Source organism: Nioella nitratireducens, from assembly GCF_001879715.1.
Classification (GTDB): Bacteria; Pseudomonadota; Alphaproteobacteria; order Rhodobacterales; family Rhodobacteraceae; genus Nioella; species Nioella nitratireducens.
The window spans coordinates 24759-35237 of record NZ_MNBW01000027.1; the positions used below are offsets into that span (position 1 = coordinate 24759).

Sequence of the window (10479 nt, forward strand, 5' to 3'; positions counted from 1 at the left end):
AAGTTGACAGCGCCCGCTTTGAGTGCTTTTCTCGGTCGAACACAGAAATCGAACCAGATTCGATTCGAGGGAGAAACCGGTTTGACGAATATCAGTCGTGCTCAGCAGCAGGTGCAGGCGGCCATGACCGCGGTCGAAACGGCTGCGGCGACGCAGGCCGAAAAGGCCGAGATGCTGATGGAAATCGCGATGGGGCTTCAGCAGAAACCCGAACGTGCCGAAGACATCTTTGCTGCCGTGGATCTCTACAAACTTGCCATGGATCTTGCGCCGGAAGGCGAAGTTCTGGGGGTCGCCCGCATTCGTGCGCGTATGGCCACAGCGCTGATGGCCGTGCCCGCCGAAGATGCGACGCAGCTAAAGGAAGCGAAATCCGAAATAGAGATCGCGCTTGCAACCCTGACTGCGGAAGGGTCGGACGCCGAAGTGGCCGAAGCCGAAATGAACCTTGGTCTGATCTGCCAGACACTTGCGGGCATGCATCTCTTGCCGATCCAACCTGCCATCAGCGCCTATCAGCGGTCGCTCAGGACCTTCGACAAGACCAACTACCCCAAGGAATTCGCGGTCCTGCAAAGCAACCTGGCCACGGCGTTCCTGTCCATGCCGTTCACCGACCAGTCCGGGAAGATGCGCGAGGCGCTGGCAGTGCAGGCCTTTGAAGAGGCGTTGACGGTCGTCAACCTGATAGACCATCCCAACGAATACGCGATGCTGCAAAACAACCTTGGCAACGCGCTGCAGTACGTGTCCTCGTCTCACCGGGTGGAAAACGGATATCGCGCTCTAGAGGCTTATGATGAGGCGCTCAAGGTGCGCACCATCCGCGACATGCCCGAAGAATATGCCAACACCATCGCGAACAAAGCCAATTGCCTGTCGAACCTGCCGGACGATCCGCAAAATCCCGACGGCGGCAACTTTGGCAACCTGACCGAAGCGGTGCGTCTGCTGGAAGAAGCGCGCGGCGTATTCGCCAAGCGCGGGGCCGGCGAAAAGGCACAAGCAGTAAGCGAAGCCATTGCCGAACTGAACGCGGCCCTTGGCCCATCAACAATTCTGGAACGGAGCGGATTACAATGATGAATGGAGAATACAGTTGAGCGCTATAGTCGTAATTTTGGCCCTGGTCGCCGGCCTGGCCGCCGCCTTGGGTGCAGGGGCCTTGTCGGGTCTGCGCATCGGTAAAGATGCACTGGGCGCAGAGCTGGCCGCCTATATGGGCGCGCTTTACGGCGGGCTTGCAGGTGGCGGCGCAGTTGTCGTGACCACGCTTGTTCTTTTGCTGATCTAGGAGGTCGCCATGCTGGGAATGGCCATGAATTCTGCAAAACTGTTTTTTGCAGGCAAGCTTTTCAAAGACAACAAAACCGTGGTCCGACAGTTGATGATGGGGGCTGGCGCCGGCGTGATCGCCGGTATCGTCATCGGGTTGTTTGCACCGATCTGGGTGGCAGCCATCGCCGCAGGCGCTGTAAGCGGCGCTGTGCAGCCTGTGTTGTTCAACGATCTGAAATACGCATAAGCAATGCCGGATGCCGCATCTCTTGAAGGCGAAGAGCCGACTCTGGATCGCCTGATCGGCGATCTGAAGGCGCTTGAAATGCTGGCAGACGGCTGGGATGAGGCGGCCCGCAACGGAGCCCATGCAAGGGCTGAAGCCGTAGATGCATTGAACAAGGAGGCGTTCCGACGGTTGATCGGAGCGCTTAAGGACAACCCAGAGTTTGGCAACGCCCTGAAAGAGGCGGCCCGGGATGAAGTGGTCTACGCCGTGTTGCGCCGCCACGGGATATTGCGGCCATCGCTCTACGAACGGGTCGAGGCGGCGCTGGAAACGGTGCGCCCGAGCCTGGTCAGCCATGGCGGCGATGCCGAGGTCGCTGCGGTCGAAGGCAAGCGCGCAGAAATTCGGTTTCTGGGTGCCTGTGATGGGTGCCCGGCGTCACAACTGACGTTCTATGCGGGTGTCAAAAAGGCCATTCAGGATCAGGTTCCCGAGATCACCGAAGTGAAACAGGCCAAGGGTCTGGGCGGTGGCGGGTCGGACGGCGTTCAGTTCACGTCGCCCTTTGCAAATTACGGCGACAACGAGTGGACAACGGCGCTGCCGCTGGATGATCTGGCCGATGGCGAAACGCGCTTTATCGACATCGACACTCATTCAGTGATCATCACCCGCTTTGCCGACAAGGTAAGCTGCTTCAAGAATGCATGCGCCCATATGGGCCTTGAGATGACCCAAGGCGATATCATCGAGACGATCCTGTCCTGCCCGCATCACGGGTTTCGATATGCGCTTGAGAGTGGCGAGTGTTTGACTGCTCCCGAGGTGCAATTGCAGCCGCACGCGGTGCGGGTCAAAGGCCCCAATATCGAAGTGAGGATTATCGCGTGAAAGTCTCGCTGTCCCGCTCGTTCAGCCCGCAAAAGGCGCCCGGCACCATAACCCCCGGTGCGCCGTTGTTGGGTGGGCAGGGCGCCCGCGTCATTTTGGGCAGCGACGGCGGTTCACTTGTACAGGCGATCACGCCCGCGCCGCACCTGATGTTCGGGCCGCGCGGCGTGTGCCTGCATCCGGACGGCTCGCTTTGGGTGTCAGACACGGGGCATCACCGGGTGCTGGGATGGAAAACCGTCCCGACAAATGACGACACACCTGCCGATATTCTTTTGGGTCAGCCCGACTTTGGCCGCGAGGGCCGAAACGCCAAGGGCCCGGTGGCTGCGAACACCGTGAATGTGCCGACCGGGATCGTTGCATTTCGGGGTGGGCTGGCCGTGGCCGACCCGTGGAACCACCGCGTGCTGATCTGGCGCGAAACGCCCACCGGTCCCGACCACGAGGCTGATATCATTCTTGGTCAGCCTGACGCCCACAGCGCACTGGCAAATTTGGGTCTGTCGCATGCGCGCGCTGATACGATGCACTGGCCTTACGGGGTCTCGGCGGATGGCAATCGGTTGATCGTATGCGACACCGGAAACCGCCGTGTGCTGATCTGGGACGATCCGCAAACCACGGGTCAACCGGCGGATCTGGTTCTGGGACAGCACGATTTCACCTGCCGGGATGAAAATGCGGGCGGGGCGGTTTCGGACGTATCGATGCGCTGGCCGCACATGGCCATCGTCTGGCAAGGCGGTCTGGCGGTGGCAGATGCCGGCAACAACCGGGTGATGATATGGGATGCGTTTCCCGGCCAGAACGGCACCCAATGCGACACGGTGCTGGGACAGGCGGATATGACCGCCTGCGACCACAATATGGCGTCGTATTATCCCACGTCACAAGCGATGAATATGCCCTATGCGCTGGCAACACTTGGGTCGACGCTGGTGGTGGCTGACACGGCCAATTCACGACTTCTGGGATTTGAGGATACCGGTATGGCGGCCCACGCCGACCGGCTGACGGCGCAGCCGGATTTTGCGGCCAAAGGCGACAACCGCTGGGGCATTGCCGAGCGCGATACGGTGTGCTGGCCCTATGGGCTGTCTGCTCTGGGCTCGACGGTGGCGGTGGCCGACAGCGGCAACAACCGCATTCTGATCTGGGACGCGGCGACATGACCGGTGCCCGCTTCACCGTTTCTGGTCAGGTTCAGGGCGTAGGCTTTCGCCCGACGGTCTGGCGGCTGGCGCATGAAATGGGCCTGACGGGCGATGTGAAAAACACCGGCGAAGGCGTAGTGATCCAGCTTTGGGGGGACCATGTCGCAACCTTTCCAGACAGGCTGCACAGCGCACTGCCGCCGCTGGCGCGCATCGAACGGCTCGATGTCACACCCCTGACCGACCCAGCCCCTTGCGGATTTGAAATCACCGCATCGCAAGAGGGCGAGATGCGAGGCAATGTGACGCCAGATGCCGCAACCTGCGCCGATTGCCTGGAGGAAATCCGCAATCCGTTTGAGCGGCGCTATCGCTATCCGTTTGCCAATTGCACCAATTGCGGGCCGCGCTTTTCGATTGTGCAGGCCGCTCCCTATGACCGCGCTAAAACAACCATGGCGCCGTTTGATTTCTGTCCACCTTGCGAGGCGGAATATTCCAACCCGGTCGACCGCCGCTTTCACGCGCAGCCGGTGGCCTGTGGCCGGTGCGGACCGAACATCTGGATCGAGAAACTTGGCAAGGGCGCGGTGAATCTCGAAGCGTTTTCAATGCTGGATGACGTGGATGCCACCGGCGGGATGATCATGAATGGTCACATCGTCGCAATCCGGGGTCTGGGCGGTGTGCATCTAGCTTGTGACGCCACCAACGCCGCGGCCGTGGCCGAATTGCGCAGGCGCAAATCGCGCACGGGCAAGGCCTTTGCCCTGATGGCCCGCGATCTGGATGTGGTGCGCGCGTATTGCGAGGTGTCGAAGATCGAGGCCGATCTTCTGTCGAGCCCGCAAGCACCTATCGTTCTGCTGAAGGCCAAGCCCAACGGTCTGCCAAGCGAGATCGCGCCGGGTCTGGATCGTCTTGGCGTAATGCTGCCCTATACGCCGTTCTATCACATGATCCTGCGGCGCATCGGGCGCCCGGTGATCATGACCAGCGGCAATCCTTCGGGTCAGCCGCAATGCATCGACAATCAGGAAACCCGCGACCGTCTTGCCGATATCGCAGATTTCGCCTGTCTTCATAACCGCGACATCGCCAACCGGATCGATGACAGTGTTGTGCGCGTCGATCTGGGCCGTCCGCGCGTGCTGCGCCGGGCGCGTGGATATGCGCCGCAGGGGCTTGAACTGCCAGCCGGGTTTTCCGACGCGCTTGAGGTTCTGGCGCTCGGTGCGGAACAGAAGAACACATTCTGCCTCGTCAAGGACGCCCGCGCCATCATGTCCCAGCACATGGGCGATCTGGAGGATGTGGCCACAAACGCGGATGTGACGCGCAATCTGGGTCTATACGAAAACCTCTTTGATCATGCTCCAGATATAATCGCTGTCGATCAGCATCCGCAATACCTGTCCACGCAGCGCGGGTTCCAGATGGCAGGCGACCGGCCTGTGATCCAGGTACAGCATCACCACGCGCATATCGCCGCGTGCCTGGTCGAGAACAACCGGCCCCTGAGCGCAGAACACGTGCTAGGCATCGCGCTGGACGGCACAGGCCTGGGGGATGACGGCACGATCTGGGGCGGTGAATTCCTGATCTGCGACTACCACGGGTATCGCCGGGTCGGCTGTCTGAAACCAGTTGCACTGCCCGGCGGTGTGGCCGCCGTGCGTGAGCCATGGCGCAATGCCTATGCGCATCTGATGGCCGAGATGGGCTGGGGCGAGTTTGCAATCAACTTTCCCGATCTGGAGGTCTTCAGCCGTATGCGGGACCTGCCTCGCGACACTTTGGATGCGATGATCAAGTCTGGAACGAATTCGCCCTTGGCGTCGTCCTGTGGCCGGCTGTTCGATGCCGCTGCCGCGATTGCAGGCATCGCTTGGGACCGGCAGAATTACGAGGGCGAAGCCGCGATCCTGTTCGAGGCCGCCCTTGATCCTGACGCGCTGAACGAGCCAGATGATCTGGCCTATCCGTTTTCAATACCGCTGATGGGCGGCAAGGGCATGCCCTATATCGAGCCGCTGGCCGTCTGGCGCGCCATGCTGGGCGATCTGGTTCTGCAGACACCCATTGGCACGATTTCGGCAAGGTTTCACCGGGGATTGGCCCGCGCCATTGTCGAAATGGCGGTGCGGCTGACCAAAGACACGGCCATCGACACCGTCGCCCTGTCGGGTGGCTGTTTTCAAAACGCGACGCTGTTCGCGCTGGTTCATCAAGGCTTGGAAGGAGCAGAGCTGACGGTTCTGAGCCATTCCGACTATCCGGCGAATGACGGCGGTATTTCACTGGGGCAAGCCGTGATTGCCCTGGCAAACACACAAGGGGAGGACGCAAAATGTGCCTAGGAATTCCAGGACAAATTACCGAGATCTCGGATGCGACCCGCAAGCTCGCCATGGTCGACATCTCGGGCGTGAAACGTGAGGTCAACGTGGCCTGCATCGCGGGTGATGACCCGTTGGAGGACTTGATTGGCACGTGGACCTTGATCCATGTCGGTTTTGCCATGAGCAAGATCAACGAAAAGGAAGCGGCCCTGACACTGGAGGTCCTGCGCGAACTTGGCGAAGCGCAGGAAGAGATAGAGGCGATGCGGGCCAGTGCGGCCATGCTGTCGGAAGCGTCATGAAATACGCTGATGAATTCCGCGATCCGGTGGCCGCCAAAGGCGTGCTGGCTGCCATCGAACGCGTGACCAACGAGATCGGAGCGACCAAGGAAAAGCCGGTTCATATCATGGAGATTTGCGGCGGGCATACGCACGCGATCTTTCGCTATGGTCTGGACAAGCTGACCCCGCCGGGGCTGGAGTTCATTCACGGCCCCGGCTGCCCGGTTTGCGTCCTTCCGATGAGCCGCGTGGATGAATGCGTACAGATCGCCGAAGATCCGAATGTGATCTTTACAACCTTTGGCGATGCGATGCGCGTGCCGGGCACCAAGAAATCCCTCATGCAGGCCAAAGCCGACGGCGCCGATATCCGCATGGTCTATTCGCCGCTGGACGCGTTGGAACTGGCGCGCCGCAACCCCGACCGCGAGGTGGTGTTCTTTGGCCTTGGGTTCGAGACGACCACGCCTTCGACGGCCCTGTCGATCCTTCAGGCCGATACCGATGGGCTGACGAATTTCACTATCTTCTGCAACCACATCACCGTGCCGCCGCCGATCAAGGCGTTGCTGGATGACCCTTATATGGTCTTGGATGGTTTCGTGGGCCCGGGCCATGTGTCGATGGTGATCGGCACCGAACCTTACCAGTTCATCGCGCGCGACTATGGCAAACCCATCGTGGTGGCGGGGTTTGAACCGCTTGATCTGTTGCAATCGGTGCTGATGGTGCTGGAACAAATCCGCGATGGCCGTGCCGAGGTGGAAAACCAATATGCGCGGATCGTGCCCAACGAGGGCAACCCGGTATCCATCGCCGCCTGCGAGCAGGTCTATGAGCCGCGCCCAACCTTTGAATGGCGCGGTCTGGGTGAGATTGATGAAAGCGGATTGCGCATTCGCGACCGGTACAAGGCATACGATGCCGAGGTGAAATTCAACATCGGCTACGGCCGCAACACATCGTTCACAGAAGAACAGGAAGGTTGCGCCTGCGGCGACGTCATGACCGGGCGGATCAAGCCCCACGCGTGTCCGCAATTCGGCAAGGGCTGCACGCCCGAGATGCCGCTGGGGGCCCTGATGGTCAGCTCGGAAGGGGCCTGCGCGGCCTATTACCAATATGGCGGCCTTGATCTGGAGCCGGTAGAATGAACGCGATGGACCGCCAGCCCAGACGCGTCGTTGCCGACAAGGTGACGATGGCCCATGGCGGGGGCGGCAAGGCGATGCGCGACCTGATCGAGGATGTGTTCACATCGGTCTTCTGTCCGCCCGGCATGGAAGATCAAGCGCGGCTGATGGATGATGCGCTCACCGTACCCGGAGCGCGGCTGGCCTTTACGACGGACGGGTTCGTGGTGTCCCCGATGGAATTTCCCGGTGGCGATATCGGTAAGATCGCTGTCTGCGGCACTGTGAACGATCTGGCTGTTGGCGGGGCGAAACCGCTGTGGCTGTCAGCGGCCTTTGTCATCGAAGAAGGTGTCGAGATTTCGACGCTGCGCCGGATCGCGGCGTCGATGCAAAATGCCGCCGATGATGCGGGCGTTGCCATTGTGACGGGTGACACAAAGGTCGTCGGCAAAGGATCAGGCGATGGAGTTTTTATCACCACATCCGGCATCGGCGTGATCGCGCCGGGCCGCGACCTGTTGGCCGAAACCGTGCAGCCCGGTGATGTTGCCATCGTCAACGGCGTGCTTGGTGATCACGGTGCGGCCATCCTTGCCGCGCGCGGCGATATGGCGCTGAGCACCGAAATCCCGTCGGACTGCCAACCGCTCAATCATCTGATGGAGGCAATATTGTCTGCTGCCCCCGGCACGCGGGTTGCAAGAGATGCGACACGCGGCGGGCTGGCCTCGGCCCTGAATGAAATCGCCGATGCTGCCGGTGTCGGCGTTGAAATCGGCGAAGACGTTCTGCCTTTGCGCACCGAAGTCAAAGGCGTTTGCGAGATTTTGGGGCTGGATCCACTCTATCTGGCCAATGAAGGTACATTGGTGATCTTCGTTCCCGAGGATCAGGCCGACGCGGCGTTGTCCGCGATGCACGCCACCGATGCGGGCCGCGAGGCCGTGATCATCGGCAAGGCCACCACCCAGCATCCCCGAACGGTGGTGATGAAAACTGTCTTTGGCGGTCTGCGCATTGTCGACATGCTGGTCGGTGAACAACTTCCGAGGATTTGCTAATGGCCTTACTGGAAAATCTTACATTTCTTGATGCGTCGTCATCGTCTGGGTTCCTGGTTTTGGGTCTTCTGTTTGGCATGGTTCACGCCCTCGAAGCAGATCATTTGGCTGCGATCATTACGCTTAGCAGGGGCGGAAAAAACAAGCTCCTGCTGCGAGGCGCCGTCTGGGGCCTGGGTCACACGGCGACGTTGCTGATCATGTCCATTGGCGTGATTGTGTTCAGCCTCGTTCTCAATGAGCAGCGCGCGGCAACGTTCGAATTTGCTGTTGGCGTCATGCTGGTTTTTCTCGGAGCACAGGTCGTGCACAGGTTTCGCAAGGACAGGCTGCACTATCACGTCCATCAACATGAGGGACAGGGGTATCACATGCACGTGCACAGTCACGCGTCCGATGTGGCCGACCATTCCAAAAGCTCGCATGCCCACGTACACGCCGAGCGATTTCCCCTGAAAGCCTTTTTCATTGGTCTGCTGCACGGCGCGGCCGGATCGTCCGGGCTCATCGTGCTGGCGGTCTCCAAAACTGGCGACCCCTGGCTGGCTGTCGGATATGTCGGTCTGGTCGGCCTTGGGTCCGTTCTTGGCATGGCGGCCATGTCCGTTGTTGTCGGTTGGCCGGTGCTCCAGGCGCCGAAAATCGCAAAAGGCCTTCATACCGCCGTGCAGATGTCCATTGCTGCGGTCGTTGTCGCCATCGGCCTGTCAATCATGTGGGAAACCGGACCAGTGGCCTGGGGGACTGGTTGATGCACGAGCTTGGACTGGCCCGCAGCATTGCGGGTATCGCAGAAGAAAACGCCAAAGGGCGAAGGCTCAAGGAAGTCCGCGTGGCGATCGGCCCACAGGCCTGTGTGGAACGCGGCGCACTGACCTTTTGCTGGGATCTGGTGACCGAAAGTACCGCTATTTCCGGGGTGTCCTTGGGATTTATCGATGCGGACAACGACACATTCGTCGTACGCGAAATAGAATTTATGGAGGAAGCATAATGTGTGGAGTATGCGGCTGCGCCGACCCTGCAAACGAGGTTTCGATGACCGATTCTCAAACCGGCGTCAAAGTCCTGTTGCGGGACGATCATGCGCATGACCACGGACATGATCATGATCACGCGCATTCTCATGACGACCATCACCACGGTCATGATGAGCCGCATGTCCATGGCCCGGGCGGCGAGATCATTTCCCTGGAAACTGCAATTCTCGGCAAAAACAACGAAATCGCGACCCGCAACCGCGGCTGGTTCGAAGGGCGCGGCGTCATCGCCCTGAATATCGTCTCCTCGCCCGGATCCGGTAAGACTACGCTGCTTGAAGAGACGATCAAGCGCATGAAGGACAAAGCCGATATCGCGGTCATCGAAGGTGATCAGATGACGTCGAATGACGCCGATCGTATCCGCGATGCAGGCGCCCGTGCCGTCCAGATCAACACCGGTGCCGGGTGCCATCTCGAAGCGGATATGATTGCCTTCGCCGTACAATCTTTGGATCCCCAAACCGGGTCAATCCTGATGATCGAGAATGTGGGAAATCTGGTGTGTCCGGCCATGTTCGATCTGGGCGAAAAGATGAAAATCGCTGTGATTTCAACGACGGAAGGCGAAGACAAGCCGACCAAATACCCACATATGTTCCGCGCCGTGGAATGGGTCGTCATCAACAAAATGGATCTGGCTCCGCATGTGGATTTCGATGAAGAAGCCTGTCGGCAAAACATATTGGAGGTCAATCCGGGAGTGAAAATCTTCTGCCTGTCGGCCCGAACGGGGGATGGCATGGATGCATGGTGTTCGAGCCTGGCCGAATTGAAAGCCTGAAATTGAACGGATTGGTGAGTTACCTCTCCTGTCAAGTCACTGCTGTGAGACCCTCATCCATATCGTGAGTGCAGCGCACCAATCCGTGTAAAAAAAAGATCACCACCCAGCCGCAGATGGACTATCGAATTGCGACCCCTCCACCTGCCGGATTATTTGCGTGCCTAGATGTGGAACGTCAACAGGTTGTTCCGATCCAGTCCTAATCGGCTGATTGGTGGTTTTGACTTTAGCGCCGAGTGCGGACGGTGCCAATTGTAGAGATGCGTCCATACGG

General features: G+C 59.7%; 12 protein-coding genes and 1 pseudogene. 12 read left to right on the plus strand and 1 reads right to left on the minus strand.

What is annotated here, in order from left to right:
• Positions 1-81: 81 nt before the first annotated feature.
• The 12 genes from BKY27_RS17900 to hypB are packed head-to-tail and all read left to right on the plus strand — an operon-like array spanning position 82 to position 10202.
• Complete coding sequence (locus BKY27_RS17900) at positions 82-1083, plus strand: hypothetical protein (protein WP_100053154.1); 1002 nt, start codon at positions 82-84, stop codon at positions 1081-1083.
• Between the two features lie 16 nt (positions 1084-1099).
• Positions 1100-1294, plus strand: a complete 195-nt coding sequence (locus BKY27_RS17905; RefSeq protein WP_211285984.1) for a hypothetical protein — start codon at positions 1100-1102, stop codon at positions 1292-1294.
• A gap of 9 nt (positions 1295-1303) precedes the next feature.
• On the plus strand, positions 1304-1525 hold the full coding sequence (locus BKY27_RS17910) for a hypothetical protein (protein ID WP_071675840.1): 222 nt from the start codon (positions 1304-1306) through the stop codon (positions 1523-1525).
• A gap of 3 nt (positions 1526-1528) precedes the next feature.
• The gene (locus tag BKY27_RS17915) at positions 1529-2398 is read left to right on the plus strand and encodes a NifU family protein (RefSeq protein ID WP_037240018.1); all 870 of its coding nucleotides are present in this window, start codon (positions 1529-1531) and stop codon (positions 2396-2398) included.
• Entirely contained in the window at positions 2395-3573 is a 1179-nt protein-coding gene (locus BKY27_RS17920) for an NHL repeat-containing protein (protein ID WP_037240019.1), read from the plus strand. The genes BKY27_RS17915 and BKY27_RS17920 overlap by 4 nt, the downstream gene beginning before the upstream one ends.
• Positions 3570-5915, plus strand: coding sequence for a carbamoyltransferase HypF (gene hypF / locus BKY27_RS17925; protein ID WP_037240020.1), 2346 nt, complete (start codon positions 3570-3572; stop codon positions 5913-5915). The genes BKY27_RS17920 and hypF overlap by 4 nt, the downstream gene beginning before the upstream one ends.
• Positions 5906-6199, plus strand: coding sequence for a HypC/HybG/HupF family hydrogenase formation chaperone (locus tag BKY27_RS17930; protein WP_037240021.1), 294 nt, complete (start codon positions 5906-5908; stop codon positions 6197-6199). Before hypF ends, BKY27_RS17930 begins: the two co-directional genes overlap by 10 nt.
• Positions 6196-7335: a hydrogenase formation protein HypD gene (hypD, locus tag BKY27_RS17935; RefSeq protein ID WP_037240023.1), complete on the plus strand. Its 1140-nt coding sequence runs from the start codon at positions 6196-6198 to the stop codon at positions 7333-7335. Before BKY27_RS17930 ends, hypD begins: the two co-directional genes overlap by 4 nt.
• Positions 7336-7340: 5 nt before the next feature.
• On the plus strand, positions 7341-8378 hold the full coding sequence (hypE, locus tag BKY27_RS17940; RefSeq protein WP_407668425.1) for a hydrogenase expression/formation protein HypE: 1038 nt from the start codon (positions 7341-7343) through the stop codon (positions 8376-8378).
• Positions 8378-9130 (plus strand): sulfite exporter TauE/SafE family protein, encoded by a 753-nt coding sequence (locus BKY27_RS17945; RefSeq protein WP_051922140.1) that lies wholly within the window; start codon positions 8378-8380, stop codon positions 9128-9130. Before hypE ends, BKY27_RS17945 begins: the two co-directional genes overlap by 1 nt.
• Positions 9130-9372, plus strand: a complete 243-nt coding sequence (locus tag BKY27_RS17950) for a hydrogenase maturation nickel metallochaperone HypA (protein ID WP_037240029.1) — start codon at positions 9130-9132, stop codon at positions 9370-9372. Before BKY27_RS17945 ends, BKY27_RS17950 begins: the two co-directional genes overlap by 1 nt.
• 44 nt (positions 9373-9416) lie before the next feature.
• Positions 9417-10202, plus strand: coding sequence for a hydrogenase nickel incorporation protein HypB (gene hypB, locus BKY27_RS17955; RefSeq protein ID WP_211285985.1), 786 nt, complete (start codon positions 9417-9419; stop codon positions 10200-10202).
• Positions 10203-10366: 164 nt separating this feature from the next.
• On the opposite strand, the pseudogene BKY27_RS20010 reads toward hypB, so the two are convergent.
• Positions 10367-10479, minus strand: a pseudogene (locus BKY27_RS20010) (IS481 family transposase); the annotation flags it as partial.